The sequence below is a fragment of the Zobellia uliginosa genome (assembly GCF_900156625.1).
Lineage (GTDB): Bacteria > Bacteroidota > Bacteroidia > Flavobacteriales > Flavobacteriaceae > Zobellia > Zobellia uliginosa.
Map to the genome: position 1 here is coordinate 294,973 of NZ_FTOB01000002.1, position 25,553 is coordinate 320,525.

General features: G+C 41.6%; 20 protein-coding genes. 10 read left to right on the forward strand and 10 right to left on the reverse strand.

Annotated features, from left to right (window positions below; genetic code table 11):
- Positions 1–70 precede the first annotated feature (70 nt).
- The 3 genes from BW980_RS06045 to BW980_RS06055 form a co-directional block, all read right to left on the reverse strand.
- The gene (locus BW980_RS06045) at positions 71–949 is read right to left on the reverse strand and encodes a DUF808 domain-containing protein (RefSeq protein WP_076454050.1); all 879 of its coding nucleotides are present in this window, start codon (positions 947–949) and stop codon (positions 71–73) included.
- 376 nt (positions 950–1,325) lie between these two features.
- Complete coding sequence (locus tag BW980_RS06050; RefSeq protein ID WP_076454051.1) at positions 1,326–1,874, reverse strand: lipid-binding SYLF domain-containing protein; 549 nt, start codon at positions 1,872–1,874, stop codon at positions 1,326–1,328.
- 182 nt (positions 1,875–2,056) lie between these two features.
- Positions 2,057–2,494 (reverse strand): response regulator, encoded by a 438-nt coding sequence (locus tag BW980_RS06055; RefSeq protein ID WP_076454052.1) that lies wholly within the window; start codon positions 2,492–2,494, stop codon positions 2,057–2,059.
- Positions 2,495–3,187: 693 nt separating this feature from the next.
- Between BW980_RS06055 and BW980_RS06060 the strand changes: the two genes are divergently transcribed.
- Both BW980_RS06060 and BW980_RS06065 read left to right on the forward strand, forming a co-directional pair.
- Positions 3,188–4,531: a 3-keto-disaccharide hydrolase gene (locus BW980_RS06060; RefSeq protein WP_076454700.1), complete on the forward strand. Its 1,344-nt coding sequence runs from the start codon at positions 3,188–3,190 to the stop codon at positions 4,529–4,531.
- 2 nt (positions 4,532–4,533) lie between these two features.
- Positions 4,534–5,862: a Gfo/Idh/MocA family protein gene (locus BW980_RS06065; protein ID WP_076454053.1), complete on the forward strand. Its 1,329-nt coding sequence runs from the start codon at positions 4,534–4,536 to the stop codon at positions 5,860–5,862.
- A 233-nt stretch (positions 5,863–6,095) separates the two neighbouring features.
- On the opposite strand, the gene BW980_RS06070 is transcribed toward BW980_RS06065, so the two are convergent.
- The 5 genes from BW980_RS06070 to BW980_RS06090 all read right to left on the reverse strand — a co-directional run bounded on the left by BW980_RS06070 (position 6,096) and on the right by BW980_RS06090 (position 10,997).
- Positions 6,096–7,163 carry a LacI family DNA-binding transcriptional regulator gene (locus BW980_RS06070; protein WP_076454054.1) on the reverse strand — a complete coding sequence of 356 codons (1,068 nt, stop codon included), beginning with the start codon at positions 7,161–7,163 and terminating at the stop codon, positions 6,096–6,098.
- Positions 7,164–7,393: 230 nt separating this feature from the next.
- Positions 7,394–7,717: a hypothetical protein gene (locus BW980_RS06075; RefSeq protein WP_076454055.1), complete on the reverse strand. Its 324-nt coding sequence runs from the start codon at positions 7,715–7,717 to the stop codon at positions 7,394–7,396.
- Between the two features lie 292 nt (positions 7,718–8,009).
- On the reverse strand, positions 8,010–8,354 hold the full coding sequence (locus tag BW980_RS06080) for a hypothetical protein (RefSeq protein ID WP_076454056.1): 345 nt from the start codon (positions 8,352–8,354) through the stop codon (positions 8,010–8,012).
- 25 nt (positions 8,355–8,379) lie between these two features.
- On the reverse strand, positions 8,380–10,521 hold the full coding sequence (locus BW980_RS06085) for a catalase (protein WP_076454702.1): 2,142 nt from the start codon (positions 10,519–10,521) through the stop codon (positions 8,380–8,382).
- Positions 10,522–10,601: 80 nt separating this feature from the next.
- Positions 10,602–10,997 (reverse strand): hypothetical protein, encoded by a 396-nt coding sequence (locus BW980_RS06090; protein ID WP_076454057.1) that lies wholly within the window; start codon positions 10,995–10,997, stop codon positions 10,602–10,604.
- A gap of 305 nt (positions 10,998–11,302) precedes the next feature.
- Between BW980_RS06090 and BW980_RS06095 the strand changes: the two genes are divergently transcribed.
- The 4 genes from BW980_RS06095 to BW980_RS06110 all read left to right on the forward strand — a co-directional run bounded on the left by BW980_RS06095 (position 11,303) and on the right by BW980_RS06110 (position 13,278).
- On the forward strand, positions 11,303–11,707 hold the full coding sequence (locus BW980_RS06095) for a VOC family protein (protein WP_076454058.1): 405 nt from the start codon (positions 11,303–11,305) through the stop codon (positions 11,705–11,707).
- Positions 11,708–11,739: 32 nt separating this feature from the next.
- Positions 11,740–12,261, forward strand: coding sequence for a DUF421 domain-containing protein (locus tag BW980_RS06100; RefSeq protein ID WP_076454059.1), 522 nt, complete (start codon positions 11,740–11,742; stop codon positions 12,259–12,261).
- Between the two features lie 226 nt (positions 12,262–12,487).
- Positions 12,488–12,709, forward strand: a complete 222-nt coding sequence (locus BW980_RS06105) for a hypothetical protein (protein ID WP_076454060.1) — start codon at positions 12,488–12,490, stop codon at positions 12,707–12,709.
- A 119-nt stretch (positions 12,710–12,828) separates the two neighbouring features.
- The gene (locus BW980_RS06110) at positions 12,829–13,278 is read left to right on the forward strand and encodes a ferritin-like domain-containing protein (RefSeq protein ID WP_076454704.1); all 450 of its coding nucleotides are present in this window, start codon (positions 12,829–12,831) and stop codon (positions 13,276–13,278) included.
- Positions 13,279–13,339: 61 nt separating this feature from the next.
- Here the strand turns inward: BW980_RS06110 and BW980_RS06115 are convergent, their stop codons facing one another.
- Positions 13,340–14,188 carry a phospholipase A gene (locus BW980_RS06115; RefSeq protein WP_076454061.1) on the reverse strand — a complete coding sequence of 283 codons (849 nt, stop codon included), beginning with the start codon at positions 14,186–14,188 and terminating at the stop codon, positions 13,340–13,342.
- A 150-nt stretch (positions 14,189–14,338) separates the two neighbouring features.
- Positions 14,339–15,967 (reverse strand): hypothetical protein, encoded by a 1,629-nt coding sequence (locus BW980_RS06120; RefSeq protein ID WP_076454062.1) that lies wholly within the window; start codon positions 15,965–15,967, stop codon positions 14,339–14,341.
- A 495-nt stretch (positions 15,968–16,462) separates the two neighbouring features.
- Between BW980_RS06120 and BW980_RS06125 the strand changes: the two genes are divergently transcribed.
- From BW980_RS06125 to BW980_RS06140, 4 genes are all read left to right on the forward strand, one after another.
- Positions 16,463–17,986 (forward strand): alpha-L-fucosidase, encoded by a 1,524-nt coding sequence (locus BW980_RS06125; protein ID WP_076454063.1) that lies wholly within the window; start codon positions 16,463–16,465, stop codon positions 17,984–17,986.
- A gap of 935 nt (positions 17,987–18,921) precedes the next feature.
- Entirely contained in the window at positions 18,922–22,005 is a 3,084-nt protein-coding gene (locus tag BW980_RS06130; RefSeq protein ID WP_083690378.1) for a SusC/RagA family TonB-linked outer membrane protein, read from the forward strand.
- 56 nt (positions 22,006–22,061) lie between these two features.
- Positions 22,062–23,828, forward strand: a complete 1,767-nt coding sequence (locus BW980_RS06135) for a RagB/SusD family nutrient uptake outer membrane protein (protein ID WP_076454707.1) — start codon at positions 22,062–22,064, stop codon at positions 23,826–23,828.
- A gap of 67 nt (positions 23,829–23,895) precedes the next feature.
- Entirely contained in the window at positions 23,896–25,506 is a 1,611-nt protein-coding gene (locus BW980_RS06140; RefSeq protein WP_076454709.1) for a hypothetical protein, read from the forward strand.
- Positions 25,507–25,553 lie beyond the last annotated feature (47 nt).

The window sequence follows — 25,553 nt, forward strand, 5'->3', positions numbered from 1 at the left end:
TGCCTTTTGAAAAGACAAAATCCCACTGCTGAAGAAATGAAATGCAAAGACGGGCAGGGCTTGAGCCCTCTTATTTTCGCTTAAAGAGGCTTATGACCTTACTTACCAGTTTAACAACGACCAAGACCACAAAACCTACGCCGAGGCCTACCAAGAATTCTTTGATAATACTTGGAAGCTGGGGAAGGAGGTCGTGAAAGAAATGAATGTTATGGGCAAAAATACCGCCGGCGACCAACAAAAGTGCAATAGTACCGATTACCGATAAACTCTTGATGACCCATGGCAGGGCGTTGACCAATAACCTACCGATGTAGTCGGAGAAGCTATCGTCCCTTTCGTTAAGGTTGATGAGTCGTAGTCCGAATTCGTCCATACGAACGATTAAGGCTACTATACCGTAAACCCCAATGGTAGCGATCAAGGCAATTAAGGATACTACGGGAATCTGTATGGAAAGTGGTTCTTCGGCGACCGAGCCCAAGGCAATGATTACAATTTCTACCGAAAGTATAAAATCGGTAACAATGGCCGCCTTTACCCTTTCCTTTTCCAAGGCCAATATGTCGGCTTCGGTAAGGTTCAGCATAGAGGCCTCGTGTTCTTCGTGGCCGTGCGGAACAAAGATTTCGTAGATTTTTTCGGCACCCTCATAGGCTAGGTAGAGTCCCCCTAAGACCAAGGCAACGATTATGGCCGATGGTAGGAATGCACTTAATAGAAAGGCGATAGGCAGAATAATAAGTTTGTTCAGCAAAGAACCTTTGGAGATGGCCCAGAGTACGGGTATTTCGCGACTTGACATAAAGCCGGAGGCCTTTTCGGCATTTACCGCCAAATCATCACCTAGAATACCGGCCGTTTTCTTGGCCGTAATTTTACTCATGGCGGCAACATCGTCCATAAGTGTAGCAATATCATCTAGTAAGGCGAAAAATCCGGAAGCCATAATTCAAGGGTACTTTTAATTAATGATTCTGTTTTATTCCATTGACCGGTTTCTAGATTCTAGGATAAGGGCCCAAATCGGGAATGGCTGAATTAGGCTTCCTAAAATCTTAGAGCTCAAAAATCCTAAAATTCATCCAATAATCAATACTATTCTTATAGTATATATAAAATATTTTAGAATTGACGGTGATTTTTTCCATCCCAAAATAGCAAGTGTAGCCTTTCTTATTTTAAGACATCGCTAAGTTCATAAAAATATCGTTAGGACACCTCCTTCCATATATAGCTAGTGATGATTAAAAACGACATAGGGTTTAAGGTTATGGTAAAAAAAAAGCCGGTCATAACGACCGGCTTAGACCTAGCATCTAAAATTAATCTTTATCAAGAAGCTCCATTTCGGTATATTCGAACTTTTGTCCACCAACGGAAAGGTCGGCCATCAATCCCTTCTTGGGCTTGGCAAACACCACTACACCGTCGTCATAATTGGCATTGGCAGCAACACCTTTTTTAAGGGCTACCGCTGTGGCTTGGGCAGAAAGTTCATATTCCCCCCGTTTAAATTCGTTTAAGGCATCTGCCGTCTCAAAGAATATCACTTCGGTCAAGGCTTGTCCACCGGCTTGAAGACCTACATCTAATTTTTTTAGATCGGCCATACCTACGGCTTTGCCCTTCTCGTAAAGTACACCGTTACCCGATGCCCCTCCGATGATAAGTCCGCCCTCGCCAACATTGGGGAAAACCACATATCCCGATGCATTTTTAAAGAACTGATCGAGTCCGTAATTGTCAGATTGTAGTTTAATTTTCGCTTTCTCGGCATCGGCTATAACTCTTTGGTCGTCTTTGTCTTGGGCAAAGGAAACAAAGCTTATGCATACGAGTGCCATGGTTAAAATCGATTTTTTCATTTTCATATTACTATGTTTAAATTTAACTTCATTTAAAAATCAACTTGTATTGATTTCAATACAAAATTACCGGTCGATAGCAACCCATATTAGCGCTATGCATTGAAATTATGATGCAAAAAAAGAAGGTCGGTCCCTGATAGACAAAGTGCTTTGGTTGTCATAAAAAAGAGAAGCTCTAGGGTGTTTTAGACCAATATCACGAAGGGAGTGTTCCCTTCTTCGGTAGTAGGGGTACTAGCCATTGACTCAAGGCTTTTGTGGAGCATGATTTTTAGGTCATCGAACGAGGTCGGTTTTTGAATATATTGATTGGCACCATCCGTTTGCAATTGTTTTATCTCTCTTTCACGGTGGGATGTGGAATACACGATTACCTTAATGGCGTCGAACCTTTGAAAGTTTCGGATGTCGGTCAAACATTCAAAGCCATTCATCAAGGGCATGTTCAAGTCAAGATAGATAGCATCGGGCAAGGGTTTGACGGAGAAAAGATGGTCCATAAGGTCGACCCCATTGTCAAATTGGGTCACCGTAGTGGGGATGTCGATTTCACTGAGGGCCTCTACGAACAATTCTCTATCATCATTGTCATCGTCGGCCAAATATAGGTTTAGGTTTTTCATAAATAGCGAATAAGGTGTATGTCTTTAATAGGATGCATAGTAGTGCCTTGCTTCAGGCTCCATCTAGAGATGATCGAAATCAACTTGTTGAACTGTGTAGCACCTAAAGCATATCTCATTTTAAAAAAAATAAAGGGGGATTTTACGCTGCAAAATAGGGCCTTTGGGCTATTTGGGGGGAGGGGATTGCGATAAATGTTGACTCAATACGTTTTCGGGTCAATATGTCGTCTTTATATGATTCCTTCGCCCGGTTGGGCTAAGATGCCGTAAGATGGTGGGACCTAGAATCCCCAAAAAATAATATCATATTCGCAGCCGATATTTCGTGTTCGGCCACGATTGATTTTTGTGTGCGCACACAATTATTGTGAAATCCCTAGGTTTTTTCAAAATAGAAAATTACATTCGTAGATTCATGATCCTTTTGTGTCTTTGATTTTAATGAGGGAAGATACTCTGTAATCCGCAGGAATCTTACGACCTCATAAGGGATGATCGTACGAAAATTAGCCTGTAGGGTATTAGGATAACGATATAAAAGGGGGAGGGGACAGGCCCTAGGTTGAAAGAAAGCAAGGCCTTTATCGAAAACGTAAAATTATACATTCAAACCATTTAGAAATTATAGAAATGAAGTACTTAAACGTTAGCAAGTTAAAATCCATCCGTTATGGCGGGGTCTTTTTATTTATGGCATCCGGTCTATTATTGAGCTGTGAACCTGAAAAGGAAGCCATACCATATACCGATCTTTTTGATGGAGAAACCTTAACGGGATGGACGCAAAAAGGGGGAGAAGCCATTTATGAGGTTAGGGACAATGCCATTGTCGGGACTACGGTTAAAAATACTCCGAACTCTTTTATGACCACAGATAAAATGTACGATGATTTCATTTTGGAATTGGATTTTAAGGTAGACCCTTCTATGAATTCGGGCATTCAGATTCGAAGCAATAGTTTTCCGTATTATATGAACGGAAGGATACATGGCTACCAAGTTGAGATCGACCCATCGGATCGGGCATGGAGTGCCGGTATTTACGACGAGGCGCGAAGGGGGTGGTTACATCCGCTGGCCGACGATAACGTAAAGGCAAAACAAGCCTTTAAACAAAACGATTGGAACCATTATCGTATCGAAGCTATCGGCGATACCCTAAAGACTTGGATTAACGGCGTGCCAGCGGCACATCTTATCGATAGCCAGACCGATAGTGGGTTTATCGGCCTACAGGTGCATTCGATACATAAAGACCAAAAAGCGGGAACCGAGATCGCGTGGAAGAACATCAAGATCCTTACCGAAGATCTACAGAAATATTCAATGAAGAGTCCTCTTCCCGCCGTTAATATGGCCAACAAATTGACAAAGAACGAAAAGGATCAAGGTTGGGAATTGCTCTGGGATGGAAAAACAACCAATGGTTGGAGAGGGGCTAGATTGGAAACTTTCCCTACAAAAGGCTGGGAAATCAAAGATGGCATCTTAACGGTATTGTCTTCAGGAGGGGAAGAGTCCGCTGCAGGGGGTGATATTGTTACTACCAAAAATTACGGTGATTTTGAGATTATGGTCGATTTTAAATTGACCGAGGGCGCTAATAGCGGTATAAAATACTATGTGGATACCAACATCAACAAGGGAAAAGGTTCTTCCATTGGTTTGGAATATCAAATCTTGGACGATGACAAACATCCTGATGCCAAAAAAGGAAACCACGAAGGAAGCCGTACCGTTTCTTCGCTTTATGACCTAATCAAAGCGGATCCCAAAAAACCGATCAAACCTATTGGTGAGTGGAATACTGCCCGTATCGTTTCTAAAGACAACCATGTGGAGCACTACTTGAACGGGGCGAAGGTATTGGAGTATGAAAGAAAGAGTGAAGCCTATAGAAAATTAGTATCTGAAAGCAAATACGTAAAATGGCCGAATTTCGGGGAACTCGATAGCGGTCAGATCTTATTGCAAGACCATGGCGACAGGGTTAGCTTCAAGAACATCAAAATAAAAACGCCTAAAAACCAATAGTAATGACCAGTAGACGAAACTTTATAAAGAAAACGGCAACCGGTTCAGTGGCATTGACCTTTGGCGGACTAGTATTGCCTTCTATGGCCAATGCGAACATCCTCGGAGCCAATGAGCATATCAACTGTGCCATTATTGGGGTTCGAAGCAGGGCCAAGGCCCATGTGATGGCCATTCACCAGCAGAAGAACGCTAAAATTGTATACAGCTGCGACGTTGACGATACCATATTGGAAGAACACAATAAATGGTGCCAGAAAAATATTGGATATATTCCTAAAATAGAAAAGGACTTTAGGAAGGTCTTGGAAGATAAAGATGTAGATGCCGTGTTCATCGCTACGCCCGAGCATTGGCACGCACCAATGGCCATTATGGCCTTACAGGCGGGTAAGCATGTTTATGTAGAAAAACCTTGTAGCCACAATCCTTACGAAAACGATTTATTGGTAAAGGCCCATAAAAAGTACGGTAAAAAGGTACAAATGGGAAATCAACAGCGATCGGCCCGTACCTCGATCATGGGGATAGAGGATATTAGGAATGGTGTAATCGGTGAGGTGTATAAAGGAGAGGCCTATTACAGTAATAACCGCGGTTCAATTGGTAAGGGCAAGGTCATAGACGTTCCCGATACCTTGGATTGGGAAATGTGGCAAGGGCCCGCCCCTAGGGAAAAATACAGGGACAACGTACACCCTTATAACTGGCATTGGTTCAAAACCTGGGGAACGGGTGAAGTACATAACAATGGCACCCATGAAATCGACATATGCCGTTGGGCCTTGGGTGTAGACCTTCCGGAAAGCGTTACTTCTTTTGGCGGAAAATACGCTTATGACGATGATTGGCAGTTTGTTGACAACCAGCAGGTAACCTATAAATATCCCGATAACAAGTTTATTACTTGGACCGGACATAGTCGCGGGAAGATAATGCCCAAACAACCAGGCCGTGGCGCCACCATTTACGGAAGCAAAGGCATCATTCGACTCGACCGTAATTTCTATAAGTTGTACGACCTTGACGGTAATCTGCTTAAGGAGGAAAAAGAAGGGGCGGCCAGTGCCACGACCAATACCATGGGGCAGGGGCAATTAGATGTAAATCATGTTGGTAACTTTTTTGAGGCCATTAGAACCGATAAGTCCTTACATTCCGATATAAGTGATGCCAGTATCTCTACAATGCTTTGTCATTTAGGCAATATGGCCCAAGATGCAGGGGAAACCTTGAAAATTGACCAGGCCACTGGAAAAATATTGAACAATGAAAAAGCTATGGCCCATTGGAAGCGTGAATACGCAGAGGGTTGGGAGCCGAAGTTATAATATGTGGAAACCTAGAGGTTTCCTCAACAGTTGATTTTAAATTTTGTGTTAGTTTTTAAGGTCCGTATGATTCGTTCATACGGACTTTTTTATTGGAATGCTGTCAAAGAAGTAGCGGATATGGCAATGGGTCACTCCATAGGGGCTAGGGCCAATAGGGCGCGTGAAAGGATGCCCTTGGCTACAGCCGAATTTTGGTCTTTCTCCGTGAATAAAAGAAATCGGTCTACCTGCTAAACGCTATATTCAATGGCCGATGCAACATTGAAGGAGTCTACATTTTCCTTGGTGACAATGTTCATGGGGGAACGATATTCCGGCTTCGGGGTTTTGTTCAGGAGCAAGTATTCAAATAGTATTTTTACGCCCATATACCCCTGTTCAAAGGGATGCTGGTCAATAGCGAAATCTATGGTACCCTTTCTGATATAGTCAAGGTTTTTCTGGTGTACGTCAAAACCAACGGTACGTATGTTCTGTAAATTTTCGCTTTGTAAAAAATCCGCTACCGTAAACAGGGCACTCGAAGGAACAAATATGCCCGTGATAGGGCGGGGTTTTGAGAATTCTTCGGTCAAGGCCTTGTAAACCTCTTTAGGGGCAAAGCTCTCTACAAATATTTTATGTATCGGTTTCTCGCTTATGTTCGTTTCAAAAAAGTTCATAAAACCTTTGATGCGCGTTTCGATCGCCAAGTGACTATCGACATTTTTCTTAGACGTTAGTATGGCTATGGACTCTTTAGGGGTGGTAATGATATTCATCATCTTCCCACATAGATAACCACTCTTAAAGGAATCTTGACCGATATACGATAGCTTATCGGCGGTTTCCAAATCAATATTTATCAAAACAAAGGGAATGTCATTGGCCTTTAACTTTTCTACAAATGCTAGGGAGGTATTGTAGAAAAAAGGGGCAAAGACAACACCGTTCGGCTTGAGTTTGAGTATTTGTTCAAGGGCTCTTTCGTACGATTTTAGGTCGTACTGGTCAAAATAGTACCTATGGGTGATAACTCCGTATTTCTGGATTTCCTTGGCGGCGGATTTCAGACCTTTGTTCGGCCCGCTCCAAAATTGGTTTTTAGAGGCCGGGGTCGGAATTAAAGTAGCAATATTATATTTTTTTTTGAAGGCCAAGGTACTGGCAAGGATGTTTCTTTCAAAATCGTACTTGTCAAGTAGTTTCTGTATGCGTTCCTTGGTTTTTGGCGATACCCCAGGGCGATTATGAATAACCCTATCCACTGTTCCTGTAGAGACTTTGGCCTCTTTGGCAATATCTTTTATCGTTTTCAATAGAATAAATTAAAAGGTCTGGTAGTTGAGTTCAATCCACTGGTTTAGCCAATTGTTCTTGAATGGATTGAGTTTCAAATGTACGTATAAATCTAGTTTTATAAAACTGCTACGGGGCTTTTGTGTTCGCACACGAAATTTGGTGGCCGTTGTAGCTGCGAGAGTATCGGACATTGAAAATTATACATAGCTTATTGGGATGGGGGAAGGCCATTAGGGTAAACGACCTTTTATGAGTCGCACAATTGCTTGTTGGCCTCTTGTAAATTTTGGATGTCTTTCGAAAGAAACACGATCCTTTCCCGTACTTTCTTTCTATTTCGGGTGAGCATAGGGGGCAGCTGGTTCAGTCGGGCTTTTAAGTTTATGAGTTTGATATTAAACTCACGAACATCCTCGAATTTACTCGATGGGTATTTGGGAAAGTTCCCTTCAAAGGTTTTCTGAAGTTCGAAAGTCCGCCTTTTTAACTGGTTTAATCGGGCTTTCAGCGCATTGGTGTCGGCTAGTATTTTTATGACATTTCGTTTTTTTGCTATACGCGGCGCTTTCATATCTAATTTTTTATAAAAGTAATACGGTCTATTTTTTAGGGGGAATGCTATAACTGAAAATCTTATCTCGAAGCATCAGGTCGGAATAAGGCTGGTGGCCGAGGTGATAAACTTTTGAATACTTTCGTTACCAAGGCATATTTTAGTGATAAGAATACCTTTCTTTCTGTTTTTCACACTCAACATGGGCCATGGGGTAGTTGTAACCAAAGTCTTTATCAAGACAGCTTCCCAATGGGAAGACCCCGGAAAATCTAATTTCAGGGGTCTTGACCATATATTTTAAATCGCATTATTGCGCATCAGGGGGCAATATATCTTTGTCTTTGATATTCTGTTCCGGAATGGTCTCTAAAAACGCATAGAGGTCGGCATCTGCGCTGGGGCCATAACCGGCCAATAAGGTCCCTTTTCCACCATCGCTAGTTTCCAAGACATATAGTAAAGACATATCTGAGGGGTTGCTCATTCCTTCATAGCGATGCTCCTTTACAATAGTAATGTCCTTTGCGGCATAGGTCTTATCAGATTTGGTACTCCTTAGTTTTTCGTTAATAAAGCGATACGCGTCGGTATACCCTAACTTTTCGTAGCGTTTTATGTAATCGGTCTCGTGTTTTGCATATTCTGTACTCATAATATTTTTCTTTTAGACGTTCAACTTAAGCGGGTATGTTTTCCGCTTTTTCCCTTCTTTTCCAATTTCGGTGTTGGGCTATCGCTTTTATAAAGCCTATCGGATTTTCATTGACAAAAATGGCCTCGTCTTCACGTATATCGATTATGGCCGTGTGTTTTAGAAAATCTTCGGCTTCACCACTTACCGAAATGGCTTTACAGTGCTTGTAACTTTCGTTTACGAATTTGGTGAATTTGGCCTGTGCCCTTAAGGCTTCAATAGATGGTTTTCCTCCGGGGATATAAAGGGCATCGAATAGTACACTTTCCGTAGTCATGATTGCGGCATCAACCTGATGTTCCATACCTTCATCGCATGTAACCGTACCCCCATGTGGAGCGATCAACTTTACCACGGCCCCTTCTTTTTCAAGGGCATCCTTCGCAATTTTGAATTCGCTCATGCGAAAGCCATTACCTACGAGAACCGCGATTTGCCTTGTTGCTATTGAGTCGAAGGTGGTATGGGCCTGACTCAGTTTAGGCGACTCATCTAGGTAGATTTTCTTCTCCGTGGGTTGCTGGGCCTCGACATCGGCATCTGCACCTATGGCTTGATTGATCGGTTTCTCAATAGAAGAAGGGACTTCCATACCTAAGTTCTTAGCTACTTTTTCCGCCAGGCTCGAATCGATTTGGTCGATTAGGTATAGCATTCGCTCTTTGATATGCTCGATCTCACATTTACCCAGTTCAAAGGAGTATGCACTTATTACATGTTCCTTTTCCCAATCGCTAAGGCTTCTGTAGAATAAAGCAGGTTGAGAGAAATGGTCGTTGAAACTTTCGCTGCGCGTTCTTATTTTTTTAGCGTCAATACGCTCTTGGTAAGAATCAAAACCACCTTCTGCAACTGTGGAGAGGTAGGGGCATCCGCCACCTATGGAATTTGGAAAATAGGCCGTACGCCCTTTTGGGATTTCGGTCTGCATATGCCCGTCGCGCTGATTGTTTCGAACTTCGGCAATGGGTTTGTTAATGGGGATTTGATGAAAATTGTGCGTTCCTAATCGAGAGAGCTGTGTATCTCGGTAGGAAAATAATCTACCTTGTAACAGGGGATCGTTCGTAAAATCTATACCGGGCACTATGTTGCCCGGCAAGAAGGCGACCTGTTCCGTTTCCGCAAAGAAATTTTCAGGGTTGCGGTTCAGTACCATTTTCCCGATTATGGTAACAGCTACCATTTCTTCGGGAATAAGTTTGGTAGGGTCCAAAAGGTCAAAATCGAACTTATGTTCATCTTCTTCGGCAACTATTTGTAGTCCTAATTCCCATTCGGGATAGTGTCCTGCCTCAATGGCTTCCCATAGATCCCTTCTGTGAAAATCGGAATCTGCCCCACTGATTTTTACAGCTTCGTCCCAAGTTACCGAGTGTACCCCAAGTTTTGGTTTCCAGTGAAATTTAACAAAATGCGCTTTTCCTTCCGCATTGATCAATCTGAAGGTATGTATACCGAAGCCTTCCATCATACGTAAACTACGCGGAATGGCGCGGTCGCTCATTACCCATATTTGGTTGTGTAAGGTTTCTGGTGTAAGCGAAACAAAATCATAGAAGGTGTCGTGTGCCGATGCCGCTTGTGGGATTTCGTTATTGGGTTCGGGTTTGACCGAATGAATGAGGTCGGGGAACTTCATGGCGTCTTGAATAAAGAAAATGGGCATATTGTTGCCGACCAAATCCCAAGTGCCTTCCTCTGTATAAAATTTTACGGCAAAGCCGCGTACATCCCTCGCCAAATCTGTAGAGCCTTTTGAGCCTGCAACGGTAGAAAAACGTGCAAAAACCGGCGTTTTTCGGGAAGTATCGGTAAAAATACCTGCCTTTGAGTATGCTTCGATACTATCGTATAATTCAAAATAGCCGTGGGCCCCACTCCCCCGAGCATGAACAATTCGTTCGGGAATGCGCTCGTGGTCGAAATTGTGGATCTTTTCCCGAAGAAGAAAATCTTCTAAAAGGGTAGCTCCCCTTGGGCCCGATTTCAATGAATTATTGGTGTCGTTTATTTTTAAACCTTGTTTTGTGGTCAAAGGTTGATTTGAATAATCGACCCTGTGCTTTTTAAGTTGCTCGTCTTTACGGGTCGATACTGTTTTGTGTGTGTCCTCAGATTTCATATAAGTCCATTTTTGTAGTGGTGTTATAGGGGAATGCTTAGATGTTGCGCCAAAGGCCTGCATCGGTCTTGTGATAGCATTTAAAAATGCTTTAGCGTAAATAGGTTTGCCTCTAACTTTACGGCCTGCTCAATAAACAGGGCGATAAGTTCTTCGGAAAGGTTCGAATGCATCATATATTGACAAATTTCGAAGGCTGTTTGGTCAAGCTGTGCTATGTTCAAATGATAGAAGGGCCTAGTGTTGAGGTAGTCCGTCCCATATAAATTCTTGTGCCAAGCAAGTAGGCCACCTATATCGATAGGTTGCTTCTTTCTTATGACCATTTGCCATATATCCATTATAAAATCGGAACGATCAAGTGCACATTGCTCCATAAAGGTGCGGATAAGTGGATTTTTCGAGCCGAGGGCCCTGTCGGTATACCGTATCTCACCAATAGCATAAACTTGCAAAAGACATTCAAGACCTTCCATAATTCAATAAGCTTTGTTTGTAGCGTGATAAAATTATCGGTGTGGGGAGAATTTCCTTGGCTGTAAAAAAAACATTATTAGTGCAATTGCCCATGATGCTCGGGTGTCTTCTTCGTTTGGAACGGACATGGTTTAATTTTGGCGGAAAGGGGACGGTTTCGAGGCTCCAATGGCCCCTATATAGTAATAAGGTAGGATGGTAGGGCGATAACCTACACATTTTTTTGTGTTAAGGATAAGTGCGATGTAATCGATCATAATGGAAGACTCCAAGTAAATTGGCCTAAACTTTAAAACGCAATAACATGAAGACACAAGCATACTTAGCCTTTGACGGTAATTGTCAGGAAGCCCTTAATTTTTATGCCGATTCCCTTGGGGCCGAAATCAAGAATAGACAGACCTACGCCGATAAGAAAATAGATTTACCCGCATCGTATCGCGATCGCTTGCAACATGCCGAGTTAAAAGGAAAGGGAATACATTTTATGGCCTATGACGCCGCACCCGACACGCCACTAACGGAAGGAACCAAGATACACCTAAGCATTGACCTGAACGATAAAAACGAAGCCGAGGAACTGTACGGGAAGCTTTCCGCTGGAGGACGTATACACCATGAACTAAGGGAGCGCGAATGGAATGCCCTTTTCGGACGTTTCACGGATCGTTACGGTATCAATTGGATGATCAATTGTGACTTGAACTAGAAAGATCTTGAATCAGTTAAATAAAGAATAGTATGGAGGAGTGGTTTAAATTTTCATGGGATGCCATTTTCGCAATAGGTCTGTCGGCGGTCGGTATTTATGCGGCCGTAATTATCATGACCCGTATTTGCGGAAAGCGTAGTTTCTCAAAAATGTCGAGTTTCGATTTTGCCATGACCGTAGCCGTGGGTTCCATAATTGCCACTACCATTCTTTCAAAATCGGTAAGCCTGGTGGATGGGATTGTAGGTATAGTGGCCGTATATCTTTTACAAATGGGGGCGGCCTTGGCCAGAAGGAACGACATGGTGAAAAAAATGATGGACAACACTCCATTATTGCTCATGGACGGAGCGATTATTTTAGAGGAAAACCTGCGAAAAGGCCGGGTTGCAAAGTCCGATTTACGGGCCAAATTAAGAGAGGCCAATATAACCGAGCTCTCGGAAGTAAAAGCAGTGGTATTTGAAACCACTGGCGATATTTCGGTACTCCATAAAGAACATCAACGCCCGGTAGAGGATTTTCTACTCGAAGACGTTCAGCGTTCTTAGTGTTTTTTTAAAATTACGATCGCGATAGAAATAAGAAGGGTACACTAGGCAGGTGTACCCTTTTTTATGGATGCTCAATCAAGTTCAAATTGCATTGAAAAGGGTTCATTTCAATTTTCATCACAAGTTATATTTGGCAGAGGTTTCAACGGATATGCACTCTGATAGGGCGTTGGCCCCTTTTGGGAAAAAGTAAATCCGAAGGTTAAATTAAAAAAGAAGAAAGATGAACGATTTTAGTTATAAGTACACCATTATTTCCAAGAATACGGGGAAAACCCTTTTTAGGGGGATAACCGATTTAAGCAAAATAGGCGTCTTGCTTAACGATGATTTTTTCGAGTATATCGCGACCGAGGCCCAAATGAAACGTTTGGGTGAATGCAAGCTGGAAAATGAAGATTATATCTGTATAGTGAAGCTGACCCATAGTAAACGCGTGGCCTAGTACCAGTGATTTTTTTACGTTCATATGGTATGTTTATGAGTTGATCGGAATCGACCATAATGTATAAATTGAGAACATGCCAAACGGTAGGCATTAGAGTTACCGCTAAAAATGAAAATATGAATAGTGATATAAAGGAGATTGAAGAAAGTATAAATGATATTATGCAAAAGAATGAAGACGCGATAAAAGGATATGATCAGGCTGTGGAAAACTCCAAAGAAATCGGACTAAAAAGCTATTTCCAAAATAAGGCGATCGAAAGGCGAAATTTTCTTTTGGAGTTAAAGGCGGCAACCCCTGCATTGAAAACAAGGGAAGAGGTAGAAGGAAGCGTGACCGGAGCCTTGCATAGAGCATGGATGGACGTAAGGACTTTCTTTTCTGGTAACGATGATAGGGCCATGTTGGAAGAGGCCATTCGAGGAGACAAGGCGGCCATAGATGAATACAACGAGGTGTTGGCAGACACCCATCTGCCCCTTAAAGCGGCGGCAGTAATCAGAAAGCAGAGAGATTGGTTGCTAGATGACTTGAAGGCCATAAAAACCTTGGAAGACGTAAGGTAAATTCGTAATGAAATCCTGTAATGAAACAGCCCCTGACCAGGGGCTGTTTTATATAACAAGGTCAAGGTCTTTTACGATTTCTTTTTAAGATGTCGAACTCATTGGTTTTTATGACATAGCCAATCCGTAGCATGCTATGGTATTGTTTATAGTCGATAAGGTTTTCGCTATGACCACTGAACCATTCAAGCATTATGTATTGGTTGGAGCTATGCTTGAAAGGTCTGTAATGTAGGCGGCTTCGTATCATTCCTTTAAAGTCGTTGCTTAGACCCTTTCTGAGTTTGACTTCAAATATAAGCCTGTCGCGTATAAAGTCGTGCGAAAGGCTTACTTCCCCTAGGCCCACATAATCGATAAGATCGGGGTTTCCTGATTTATAGCCGTAGGGCAACCAGGCTTTAACGTGAAGCATGGTCCTTTCTGATAACAAGGTAGAGTATTGAAGGCTCAAACGGTTCCAGCTTCTGGAAAAGATACTATCACGTCCGTTTGATTCATGTTCGAACACCAAACTGGCCAGACCCTTAATTCTGTCATCTGAATCGTAAAATGCCTTCCCAACGCCTATGGTAGGGTTAAAGTTGATTTCTTTGAACGGGTATGAATCTTTATAAATATCCCAAAACGCTTTTTGGCTATAGGTCAAATAGAGGTAGGTTTCCCAAGGCAGCATGCTTCGGGTAATAATCTGTTTAAAACTGATTTGGTACTTGGCATCGGCGGTTGAACTGTTGATCGGTTTGTTCGAGGGTACGCCGGTAATGAAATAATTGTCTTTATGTATCGTGAACCACGGTATGTGTTGCATGGTATCGCGCACTTCTTGTCGGGTAAGGGCTTGTGCGCTTAGGTCGGAAATAAGGAACAGTAGCCCCATTAATATCCATATCGAGCTTTTGGCTTTCATAAGGGTGTTTTTTTATCGGGATAAAAATAGATGCACAAAATTAACCCATCGGAGCGGCCATTGCCCTTTTGATACGATAAAATATTGGTTCAATTAAAAATGGGCGGTGCTCCTTCCCTAAAAAAAAATAGTGTTTATTTCAATTGTGGCTTATAGTGAAGCAATGAGCTCTTCCAAGTTGTCGCTGCGTTGTAGCCCCATTTTTTTACGTAAACGATGTCGTGTGGTGTGTACCGACTTTGTTGAGATTCCCAATAGCCGTGCCATATCCTTGCTGCTAAGGTTGAGCTTGATCAGGGCACAGATTTTTTGGTCGGTTTGGCTCAGGTTGGGGTAGGTGCTGTTGAGCTTTTTGTAAAAGTCTTTGTTCACATCGGTAAACCTAAGTTTGAATTCTTCCCAGTTGTTCGCATTACCCGCTGAAATCGACTTCAAGACCCTATTGATTTCAGAGATTTTTACACTGCCATCCTCGCCTTGTAATTCGGTTTTGAGCTTTTTTAAAAATTCTTCTTTTTCGACCAGCTGAAGTGTAGACGCCGCCAACTCTTTATTTTTGGTTTCCAGAAGTTCGTTCGCTTTCTGCATTTCAAGGGCCTTGGTTTTTTCTATCAATCGTTTTTCGGCCCTGTGTTTTGAACGTATGTGCTTTACATAGACGAAACCAATGACTATCACGAATATGAGCGAAGTGGCCAATATAATGCGTTGAAGCATCAAGATTTTATCCTGCTGCTCCAATTTTTCCATACGTTGCTGCCTAATGATTTCTTGTTGACGTTCTTTTTCGAGCCTATATTCGTTTTTGATTTCCATTAAGGAAATATTGTTTTTACTCCTACCGTCGAAAAATACACTGGTTAGCGCTTTTGCCTTGTATAGATGGTTGTAGCCTTCCTTGTAATTGCCCGAGAGTTTATAGATTTCCGCCAATTTTTCATGAATGTATGGGGTGAAATCCATATGGCTCTTGTGTTGGTCGGAAATATCAAGCGCCTTATGGTAATAAGATGCTGCTTTTTTCAATTGTCCGGTCTTTTTATAAATTACGGCCCAGTAGGCATATACCAGCACAAGGTATGAAGGAGCGTTTTCTTGAAACCACGGTTCAATTTCTTCTAGTATTTTTTCAGCTTCCCCATATTTCCCATCCTCCTGAAGCACATAAGCTTCTTCAAACTTTATATAGGGCATGTATACTTGTTCTTGCTTTTCGCTATAATAGATATAACAGCTATCTAAATACTTTTTTGCCATTTTAGGCTCTTCCAGACCTCGATAGGTGTAAGTGAAGGTATAGTAGTGGTTCAAAAGATACTCCTCCTTCATTCTTCCTTTCTTGACAAGGTCTTTGATGATATCTAATGACAGTTGCAAATATTTTATAGACTCATCCTTTCTTTTACTAAAGCTGTACATAGCGCCAAGCCTTCGGTAAATATGCGATTTAACCACTTGGTTATCGTTCGTATCGGCTATACTAAGGGCTTTCCAGGCGGTTTCGTACGATTTGGCGTAATCGGCCCGGTGGCCATATTCTTCGGTAAGCTTGATCAAGGTATAGAGGGCCTTTGTCGATTCGCCTGCTTTGAGAAAGGCATCGATCTCGTTTTGGATAGCAACAATAACACTGTCTTGTTCAATGCTATCGAGCTCAGTTGTTATGGGGACAGGCGTACTTTCAGGAATGGAGGAGTCTTGGGCTCGAAGAGAAAAATTAATCAGGAGTGATAAAACAACAAGACCGTGAGTAGGGCTAAGTCTTTTTGATAATAACATTCAGTTCTATAATTTGTTAATACTGTCTTCTTTCAATCGTATCGAAAGCTAGGGCTTTTAATCGTAAATAAACAATTCTTAAATAATGGATGATTATTGGGTAGTGTAGGGTCAAGTGTAACTAATTTCTTGCATTTTTCAAAATTATCGAGGCCTTCGCTTTGGCCAAAACCAGGTTTGTAAAGAATTTCAATTTTGCAAAAATGTCACCTGTATAGTAGTTTCGGTAATAAAATGATATGCTTTTATCTTAATTCTATAATTTAAAAGGATAGCTTGATTTGAGCGAACAAAAAAGTGCGAAATCAGGTGGATTAAAGAATGTTGGGTGGGGATTTGACCTATATTTACTGGTAAATTATACTATACATGAACTCTACAAGTAGGTATAGGTACCCTATTTCTTAGTATTGGAGGTAAAAAGCCGTAATTTTCGGTTACCAATATTTCCCTCTTTTTGAGGGAAGCATAAACTTGATATAAATTTTAGGAAAAATGAGAAGGATTTATTTTGTTTTGGTATTGCTACTCGCCGGAAATTGGGGCGGCGCACAAGAGAAAAGATATGAGGCCGATTGGCAGTCTCTAAAGGAGTATAAAACCCCAGATTGGTTTCGCGATGCGAAGTTCGGTATTTATTGTCATTGGGGGCCTTATTCGGTTCCGGAGTATGAAAACGAATGGTATTCACATTGGATGTATACTTCTCCGAACAATCCCGAACACAAACAGGGAAAACGATTTTATGAGCACCATATAAAAACCTATGGTCCTTTAAATGAGTTTGGTTATAAAGATTTTATACCCATGTTCAAGGCCGAAAAGTTCGACCCGGCGGAATGGGCCGATCTTTTTGAAAAGGCTGGCGCCAAATTTGCCGGGCCAGTATCGGAACACGCCGACGGCTTTGCCATGTGGGATAGTAAGCTCACACGTTGGAATGCTAAAAATATGGGGCCGAAGCGCGATATAATGGGAGAGCTCGCCCGGGAAATCAGAAAACGCGACATGAAATTCATTGCTACCTACCATCGACAGTGGCTCTTCGGATGGTTTCCTACATGGGACGAATCGACCGATGCCGCCGACCCACAATATGCCGATCTCTATGGCCCGAAATTAAAAAAAGGCGATTTTCAATATCCGTATCGTACTAAAGAAATTGACGAAGGCGTAAAACGCTACTATCCTGTTGGCGATAAAAAGTTTAACGAAGAATGGTTGGCACGACTCAAAGAGATCATTGATAATTATAATCCTGATTTGGTATGGTTCGATAATAAGATGGATGTTATTGATGAAGCTTATAGAAAGGAGTTCCTGTCGTATTATTACAATCACGCGCTAAAGAACGACCAAGAGGTAGTAGCTACCTATAAATTTTATGATTTTGCCAAGGGTACGGCCGTTTTAGATGTAGAACGGGCGCGGATGAGCGAAATGAAGAGTTTTCCATGGTTGACCGATGATTCTATCGATTGGAAGGCCTGGAGCCACATCAGTAATCCCGATTATAAATCGGCCAATCGTATTATCGACTTTTTGGTAGATGTGGTAAGTAAAAATGGTTGTCTTCTATTGAATATTACCCCTAAGGCAAATGGTGAAATTCCCCTTCCGGTACAAGAGCGTTTATTGGAAATAGGGGAGTGGCTAAAACAAAATGGGGAGGCTATCTATGGTACACGCCCCTGGCATGTATATGGCGAAGGATCAACCCGTGTGGTCGAAGGGCATTTAAGTGAACGAAAGAATCCTGATAACACGGCAGATGATATCCGTTTTACGGTAAAAGGCGATGCGCTATATGCCATACAACTAGATTGGCCGAGTTCTGGTGAGACTGTTATTAGAACACTGGGCAAGGATAGCAAACGGCTTGACAAGAAAATCAAATCCATTGAGCTACTTGGGTCTTCTGAAAAACTGAAGTTTGATAGAAAACCTGACGGTCTATATATCTACTTGCCAAAGAAACCTGTAGGGAAACATGCCTTTGTTTTCAAGCTAACTTTCTGAAAATAAAATGTACTTATTGTTTTATTGGCTACGGCATCTGCTTTTCTAGAATCGAAGAAAAGGAGTTGCCGTAGATTTTTTCGTCTCCATTTTTGGGTCCCGATCCTTCTGTTTTGATCATATGTTATACTCAAAACCATTTGTTCTATTCAAACTACAAAGGCTCCTATATTCCATTTTTGGAGTTATAGAAGGCAAAAAAAAGCGGAGTTGAACAAGAGTTAAAAAAAAAGGTAAAAGACGGTGTATATGGGAGGATTCGTGAGCGGTGTCATTCCTATTTATGCGTATTTACCCCCTCTTCTTTGTGGTTTGTTCCCCTCTATTTTAACATTTTAAAAATTGGCCATTTTGTCAAGTTGTAGTTTCTTTTAACACTTACGAAAAGTAAAGTAAAATAGGGGGTTGCAGCGGTGTAATTGACGAATAAATTGGTTTTGTCAAGTTTTTGTCAAGCGTTATTTTTAGGAGTAAATTAACAATATCTCTACTTTGGGCATCAATTAAAGGGTATATGGAAATTAATGATGCTCTTAATTGATAATTCAATAAATAAACTTCACTCATTTTAAACCAACTCGTATTATGAAAAGTAAAAATCACTTTCCTTCTAACCATGCACCACCCAATCTATTGGGTGTTCCTCTGCGTGTATTCAAAAAAAATCACAACGGACATAATGTTGATTCCATTTTTGAATAGGTGTTCAATACCGTGAATCTTACACCTCGATAGAAAATTAAAAATTTGGTTAGGTCGAGCCCGTCCGTAAAATAGAATAATAGCTCAACATATGAATCTATAGACGGGGTATTGGTCACTAGTTTTTTATCAAGGAGACCGTTTAAGTCAGGTTTGCTTACATGACTTTAGGGCTAAGATTCCCTCTTATTTTTTATTTCACTATGTCCATTTAAAATTTAACAAGAAACTATATGAATTTCAAACACATTTTTCATTTCGAATCCCACATTTTTCGCATGGGGTTGTTCTTGGTCTTTTGTATAAGTACAGTGGCCGCGCAATCTCAAACAGTAAGTGGAACGGTATCGGCCGATGATGCGCCCTTACCTGGAGTTAGTGTCGTGGTCAAAGGGACCAACAATGGGGTTGTAACCGATTTTGATGGTCTTTATTCCATAAAGGCGGAATCTAGTGACGTCTTGGTCTTTAGTTATATCGGTTTTAAGACCAAAGAGGTAGCTATAAAAGGGAATAAAACCCTAAACGTTATTTTACAGGAAGACGTATCTGAACTTGATGAAGTGGTGGTAGTAGGGTACGGTGCCCAAAAGAAAAAGGAATTGACCGGTGCGGTAGCGCAAGTGAAGTCGGAAGAGTTAATGAAAACTTCAACTTCCGATATAGGTGCCGCATTACAAGGTCAGATAGCCGGGGTAAACGTAACGGCAAGTTCAGGATCTCCGGGAGCGGAGGCTAACGTTCAGATTAGGGGGCTTACCTCGATCAATGGAGCTAACCGACCGCTTTATGTGGTAGATGGAATTCCTTTTGAAGGTGATCCTAGGTTGAGTATTAACGAAATAGAGACCATCGATGTTCTGAAAGATGCCGCATCTGCAGCGATTTACGGAACTCGTGGCGCCGCTGGGGTTATCTTGATCACCACCAAGAAGGGTAAGGAAGGTCAAATGAAAATTGCCGTAGACAGTTATTACGGTCTACAGAATATTACTTCTGGAACCCCACTATTGAACGTAGAGGATAAACTGTATGCCACTTTTGTTCAATCTGCCGCCTTGAGCGATAGAAGGTATGGTAACACATGGACGACCATAGAGCAGAGTCCGCATTTCCTTACCAATAACACTAATTTGATGGATGTGGTAGAGAACGATATGGCACCGATCCAGAACCATAGCCTTAGACTTTCAGGGGGTAAAGACGGACTCACCTATAACGTAACGGGAAACTATTTCGACCAAGAAGGGGTAGTAATTAAATCTGGATATGAAAGATTCAATGTAAGGGCCAATACCCAATTTAAAAAAGGTAGATGGGATATTTCTACGGCTATCTCATTTAGGGTAGAAGATAGGGAGTATGAGCCATGGGGCCTTTTGAGAAATGCCATTGGGTACAATGCGTATCAGCCTATTCTCGATCCGAGCACCAGCGTATTGGAAAATGCCGGTGATGGATCAGGTGCTAACAATCTCTCTTATCTCGGCTACCAGTTCTTGCAAGAAGACAATCAAGAAAACCAGTATTTTGATGGTAATTTAAGTGCCACCTATAATATTACCGATAATCTTAAATTTACAACAAGGGTGGCGTCGAGTTATGATAATGGTACAAGAATAACCATCAATCCTAAATTTATTGCTTACCGAGACGATGGTTCAGAAGTTTCTACCCAGCGTTCAAAAGTCAGAAACTTGAGTTTGTTGGCGAAGAAGTCTACTTTGGAGAGTATTATAAACTACAATAAAAGTTTTGGAGATCATAACATAAACTTTACGGGTGTTTATTCTTCCGAAAAATATACCTATTCCCAATTTTTTGCGGAAAAGAGCGATCTGGCTTCCAACGATATTACGGTGTTAAATGGAGCTACGTCCGACCCCAATGTGGGATCTGGTACTAATCCATGGACGCAGAATAGGGAAAGTACATTGATCGGTATGTTGGCACGACTTCAGTACAACTACAAGGGAAAATACCTTTTGAACGCATTTGTAAGAAGGGACGGGTCTTCTAAATTCAAAGAAGAACCTTGGGGAGTTTTTCCTTCTGTATCCGCAGGATGGAACGTGTCGGATGAAGGGTTTTGGGATCCCATCAAAAATACGGTTTCCTCGTTTAAATTAAGAGGAAGTAGGGGAACCGCAGGTAACCAAGGTATCACCGATTATACCTATACGCCAACCATTACTCTAGATAATGATTATGTCTTTGGGGCCGATAAAAATGAGAACCTGGTTCTGGGAGCTATCCAAACGGGCTTTGCAAATCCTTTGGTAAGTTGGGAAACTTCGGTTTCATTGAACGGAGGTTTTGATTTGGGCTTTTTTGATAACAAGTTGACCTTTTCGGGAGATTTCTATGAAACTAAAAAGGAAGATATGTTGTTTCCCGTATTGTTACCGCCAACTGCAGGGGGTGGAACAAATGCCGAGGTGACCTTGAATGTTGGGGATATGACCAATAAGGGTGTGGAGTTTGCCATGAACTATCGCCACTCCGGTAAATTTTCGTGGAATGCAGGACTTACCTATACCAAGAATGACAACGTCATCACCAAAATGAGCGGTAGTAACAAAATCATTTATTTTGATGATAGTAGTATCTCCGGACATGATAACGATCAAGATTTAATCTCTGCCTTGGCAGAAGGATATGAAGGAGGGGCCTTCTTTTTGGTAGAGACCGATGGGACCATTAAAAATGAAGAAGAACTAGCGGAATATCAGAAAATCGTCCCCGATGCCAAATTGGGGGATTTAAAATATGTTGATTTTGATAATAATGGAACCATTGATATCAATGATCGACAGTATATGGGAAGCGGTACTCCTGAATTTGAAATGGGCTTTAATTTTTCCGCCTATTACAAATCACTTGATTTCTCCATGCAATGGTACGGATCCTTTGGGGCCGAAATTATAAATGGAAATAAAGCCTTGGCGTACAAGCTCGGGAACCATCAAGATATGGTATACCAATGGACACCTCAGAACAACACTTCCAATATTCCTGTTAACAGAAATGCCACCCATAACAATTACAGGGGACAGACGGACTATTGGTTGGATGATGGCACCTTTGTAAGGCTACGCAATATTTCCTTGGGTTACACTATTCCTAGGGATTACACGGAAAAATTGGGGATTACAAAGTTCAGGATTTATGTAGCCGCCCAGAATCCACTTACGTTTACCAAATATGACGGATACGATCCAGAGGTCGGTAATAACGGTCTTAGTACGAGAGGTATTGACAAGGGTACCTACCCCGTAAGCTCTCAAATACGAACCGGACTTCAAATCGAATTTTAATACAATTTGATATGAAGATGAATAATTCCGATAAAAAAAATGACAAAATAAGAGTTATGAAAACAACGATAACAAAACGGTTATTTGCCATAATAGTACCTATACTGGCATTTGTAGGCTGTTCTGACGATTTTCTTGAACAGACCAATCCCAATCAAATTTCTACGGAAACTTTTTGGAAAGACAATAAAGACCTTGAGCAAGGTCTAATTGGAACATATAAGGGTTTTGCAAATGCGAATAATATAAATTTGGTAGGTGAGCTTGCCAGAACCGATTTGGCTTGGGCAAGTGGGTATCAGCGCCCCAACAATACAAATGAGTATTATCTACAGATATTTAACGATGCTTCTTCCGTACCCAATAATAAGTGGAGTGCAAACTATACCACTATATTCAGGGCCAACCAGGTTATTGAGGCGGCTGCAAAAATAAGCGAAACCTACACCACCGAAAAGGAGAAAGAAGAAGGGCTTATAATTCTTGCACAAGCTCGGTTTATAAGAGGATACATTTACTTTAATCTTTATAACACATTTAATAAAGGGGCGGTACCTATTTTTGATTTCGTACCGGTCAAAGAAAGTGAGTTTTATCAGCCCATTTCATCGGCCGAGGAAGTAAAGAAATTCTACATGGAAGATTTGAAGTTCGCTTCCGAAAACCTTCCTGTTAGTTGGGAAGATAAGGAAAAAGGACGTGTAACCGCAGGTGCCGCCGTGGCCGTTATGGGGCAATCGTATCTCTATGAAGGCGATTACGAAACCGCATCGACTTATTTTAAGAGTGTAATCGATGATTATGGGTATTCATTAACGCCCAATATTGGTAGCAATTTTACCACTATGGACGAGTTCAACGAAGAATCTATACTTGAAGTCGGTTATTCCCTGGATTTTAAGAACGAATTAGGCCCTTATGATGGAAGGGATGTTGCCAATCCGTCTTATGTTAGACAGTTTACAGGGGGTGATGGTAAATGGTTTGGGGCTGTGCTGGCCAACTGGTTGATATTGAAATATAGAAATGAGCCCTTAGATTTTTCAGACCCAAGAAACAAGATAATAGATGAGGAAGGTAATGAACGTTATCGAAAATTTAGTTTAAGAACATCGTGGTCGGTTGCTTTGGTAGACGATGAGGATATGGGGTATTATTTAAGGGAAAAAACAGGGCAAGCTTCGAATTTTAACGTTAAAATGACTGCGTTTTGGAGAAAACACACGAATTGGGATATCACCCGGTCAGAAGAAGAATTATCGCCAGGAAAGGTCAGATCTGGTGTTAACGAACGTTTGATCCGTTTGGCCGAGATTTATCTTCAGTACGCCGAGTGTCAAATCAAATTAGGTAACATAGATGAGGCCTTGGTCTATATCAATAGGGTAAGGAGAAGGTCTGGTGTTCAGCTATTGGGGCTCAACGGTACAGGCGAGTTTCCTGCCAACGACCACGATAATAAAAGCTATGATGCCCAAAGCTTGATGGAACATCTTATGTATACCGAATTGCCTTTGGAACTCTCTGCGGAAGGTGACGGAAACAGAAACATCGACTTGAGAAGATGGGGCGTTAAGGCGGATCGTTTTAAAGAATTGGCCCAAAGACGTTATTCGGCAGATCACTACAAATTGCTGGATGAAGATGGTAAAGAGGTTACCCGATGGGGTTCAATTGTTAAGGAACTACCTGTTGGTGATCCAGACATAGACGAAAATTGGAACGAATTTCAAGAAGCCGCCAACAACTATAACGATGATCTTCATGCCTATTGGCCATTGCCAAATTCTGAAATTATATCCAACCCTCAATTAAATGACTAATGTTCTAGAAGATATTAGGGTTAGATTATTGAAAATGCCTAAAAACAAGCAATTAAAATATCATAAAATGAAATACGCAATAAGAATATTAGCGGTCTTGGCCATCCTGTTCGTGGGCTGCGACGATAATGAATACGAGGCGCCCTTCCCCTTTTCAGATATAGGGTTTTATACGAGTAAGGGTACAGCCAATGATCTTCAGGTCAATATAGATGAATACTTGTCGTTTACCGATCTCTCACAAGGTGCCGTAAACCACAAATGGACCATAGAAACATCGGATGCCTTTTTAGAGGGGCCAATCGATAGAAATGACACAATTTTGGAGAAATTCATTATTGAGCCTAGAACGACAACCTCGTACGAAAAGACGGTACATGTACTTTTTCAAACCTCGGGTATGAAAAAGGTAAGGCTGCACAATACCTTTAATGAAATGGTTGTCTTTAAAGGGAATCGTGGAGATGTAGATTATGAAATGCCCGCGAAAAAAGAAGGGGACGTGTTTGTTATAGATACTACCTTTTTAGTGAAGGTTTATCCGAGATTGGTTCCTAAGATTAAAGTTAGAAATGACGATGTCGTAGTAAACCACCAAGCTACCGATACGGTATATATAGAGGCCGGTAGTAGCTTAGAGTTTACCGACTTGACCACCATAGGTGAGCCTACTGGCCGAACATGGTCTGTACGTAAAGCTTTTAAGCCAGGAGATGAAGTGGCGGAAAATCCGGTTTTGAACAGTAGTGGTGATTCTATCGCAAATATAACCTTTAATTCCTTGGGAAGCTTTAGGGTAAGTATGAACTCGTCACGATCGGGACAAAATTTACCAGGTGCTTTTGCAAGTTACCAAATGACCGCACCTATAAAGGTTATACCCTCGTCTAAACCTTTTGAACTGACCGGAGTGATTCGGGAATTGGAAGATGAAACTATACAAGTACCCTATAATGGAGAATTCACACCTTTTGGTGGTCAAGAAGAGTTTTTTACGGTAAAGGTGAACGGAGAGGCTTTTGAGGTTGCCTCGGTTACCGTTAACGAAGATGATGCCACAAAAATGGATATTAAATTGGCGGCACCTATTTACCGACCTGATGTAATTACCGTTTCTTATTCCGGAGGTACCATAGAGTCTACCGATACACGAGAGGCCTTGCCATTTACTGATGAACCTGTTATCATGAGTACCGTGAACCTTGTGCCCGAGGCAATAGCAGGTTTGGAGACCGGTGCGGATAGCTGGGGTACATTTTGGAGTAATAAGGGAACTGTAGAGTATTCAACTGAGCAAGCTTCAACCGGTAATTATAGCCTGAAACTCCAAATTGAACCGGGTCAAGATAATGCAGAGGCTAGTGCTATGTTTGAAAACCCAATCATTTTTGAAGAAGGTAAAACGTATATAGTTTCTTATGATATGTACGTGGAACCAGGTGTGGTAGGTGCAGCTGATGCGGAGATAGGCTTATTCCTACTTCAGAACTGGAATTTCCAAGTACGCACGCTGTTTGAGCATCCTGAAGGCGTTTGGGTAACAATCACAAATGAATATGTCAATACTTCGTCTTTATCACAATTCTATCTTAGAATTCTTACTAATGCTGACAAAACTACGGCTGCAACCGTGTATTACGATAACTTCTCTATCATTGAAAAAGAAGAGAGGCCATAACAATTGTTGAGTTGTTTGAGTTAGAGGGAGAGTTGAAAGATTCTCCC

What these genes read in the sequence shown, in the direction of transcription:
- BW980_RS06125 (WP_076454063.1), top strand. Translation starts at nt 16,463, where the DNA reads ATGAGAAGGATTTATTTTGTTTTGGTATTGCTACTCGCCGGAAATTGG.
- BW980_RS06060 (WP_076454700.1), top strand. Translation starts at nt 3,188, where the DNA reads ATGGCATCCGGTCTATTATTGAGCTGTGAACCTGAAAAGGAAGCCATA.
- BW980_RS06135 (WP_076454707.1), top strand. Translation starts at nt 22,062, where the DNA reads ATGAAAACAACGATAACAAAACGGTTATTTGCCATAATAGTACCTATA.
- BW980_RS06065 (WP_076454053.1), top strand. Translation starts at nt 4,534, where the DNA reads ATGACCAGTAGACGAAACTTTATAAAGAAAACGGCAACCGGTTCAGTG.
- BW980_RS06120 (WP_076454062.1), bottom strand. Translation starts at nt 15,967, where the DNA reads ATGTTATTATCAAAAAGACTTAGCCCTACTCACGGTCTTGTTGTTTTA.
- BW980_RS06100 (WP_076454059.1), top strand. Translation starts at nt 11,740, where the DNA reads ATGGAGGAGTGGTTTAAATTTTCATGGGATGCCATTTTCGCAATAGGT.
- BW980_RS06095 (WP_076454058.1), top strand. Translation starts at nt 11,303, where the DNA reads ATGAAGACACAAGCATACTTAGCCTTTGACGGTAATTGTCAGGAAGCC.
- BW980_RS06055 (WP_076454052.1), bottom strand. Translation starts at nt 2,494, where the DNA reads ATGAAAAACCTAAACCTATATTTGGCCGACGATGACAATGATGATAGA.
- BW980_RS06075 (WP_076454055.1), bottom strand. Translation starts at nt 7,717, where the DNA reads ATGAAAGCGCCGCGTATAGCAAAAAAACGAAATGTCATAAAAATACTA.
- BW980_RS06110 (WP_076454704.1), top strand. Translation starts at nt 12,829, where the DNA reads ATGAATAGTGATATAAAGGAGATTGAAGAAAGTATAAATGATATTATG.
- BW980_RS06115 (WP_076454061.1), bottom strand. Translation starts at nt 14,188, where the DNA reads ATGAAAGCCAAAAGCTCGATATGGATATTAATGGGGCTACTGTTCCTT.
- BW980_RS06080 (WP_076454056.1), bottom strand. Translation starts at nt 8,354, where the DNA reads ATGAGTACAGAATATGCAAAACACGAGACCGATTACATAAAACGCTAC.
- BW980_RS06105 (WP_076454060.1), top strand. Translation starts at nt 12,488, where the DNA reads ATGAACGATTTTAGTTATAAGTACACCATTATTTCCAAGAATACGGGG.
- BW980_RS06130 (WP_083690378.1), top strand. Translation starts at nt 18,922, where the DNA reads ATGAATTTCAAACACATTTTTCATTTCGAATCCCACATTTTTCGCATG.
- BW980_RS06140 (WP_076454709.1), top strand. Translation starts at nt 23,896, where the DNA reads ATGAAATACGCAATAAGAATATTAGCGGTCTTGGCCATCCTGTTCGTG.
- BW980_RS06050 (WP_076454051.1), bottom strand. Translation starts at nt 1,874, where the DNA reads ATGAAAATGAAAAAATCGATTTTAACCATGGCACTCGTATGCATAAGC.
- BW980_RS06045 (WP_076454050.1), bottom strand. Translation starts at nt 949, where the DNA reads ATGGCTTCCGGATTTTTCGCCTTACTAGATGATATTGCTACACTTATG.
- BW980_RS06090 (WP_076454057.1), bottom strand. Translation starts at nt 10,997, where the DNA reads ATGGAAGGTCTTGAATGTCTTTTGCAAGTTTATGCTATTGGTGAGATA.
- BW980_RS06085 (WP_076454702.1), bottom strand. Translation starts at nt 10,521, where the DNA reads ATGAAATCTGAGGACACACACAAAACAGTATCGACCCGTAAAGACGAG.